This window comes from Heliobacterium chlorum, from assembly GCF_014502795.1.
GTDB lineage: Bacteria > Bacillota > Desulfitobacteriia > Heliobacteriales > Heliobacteriaceae > Heliobacterium > Heliobacterium chlorum.
Genome location: NZ_JACVHF010000149.1, coordinates 1 through 554, shown reverse-complemented (window position 1 = coordinate 554; position 554 = coordinate 1). Strand labels below are relative to the sequence as shown.

1 protein-coding gene is annotated in these 554 nt (G+C 39.0%); it reads right to left on the bottom strand.

Features of this window, described 5'->3' with window-relative positions; genetic code table 11:
* Positions 1-416 (bottom strand): BRO-N domain-containing protein (locus H1S01_RS20700; protein ID WP_279287057.1); only part of this gene is annotated, 416 nt, incomplete at its 3' end.
* Positions 417-554: the final 138 nt, after the last annotated feature.

The following is a 554-nucleotide window of genomic DNA, read 5'->3' as shown; positions in this document are numbered from 1 at the left end:
AATTGAATTTGCTTTTCCATAGCCACCAGTTGCTCGGCCATAAGCAACAGGAATTCAGCCGGTGTCGGTTTTGGAGTGGTGGACGATTCTATTTCGTATTTGCCGGTTTTTCGGATAGACGGCAAAACTTCTTTCTTTACCCAATGCTTGAACTCTCTTGCCCCAGGTAATCGGCTTGTCCAGATAAGTTCTGTTAATCCAGATTCATTGATAATGATTAATTCTTGTAATCCTCCAGGGGTGTACACTTTGGTTACACCTTTTTCGTCGGGATCCAATCGTTCCACCGCTTTCCGATTGTTTGAATGAGAAAGTACGTCACATACATCCTTTGCAATAAACCATGGTTCACCATCGATGATAACCGTTCGAACTTGATTCCCTTGATAATTGAAGACTTGCTGAAGTTGATTCATAGATAATTTCATCTCCTTTTTTCTATTTTCTGCTTTACAGCAGAAACAACGTTGATGATTCTATAACTTATCAGCAGAATAAACAATGTATAAATAGTGGTTATTCGAGTGATACATGGATAAGTTAGAACAAATCTG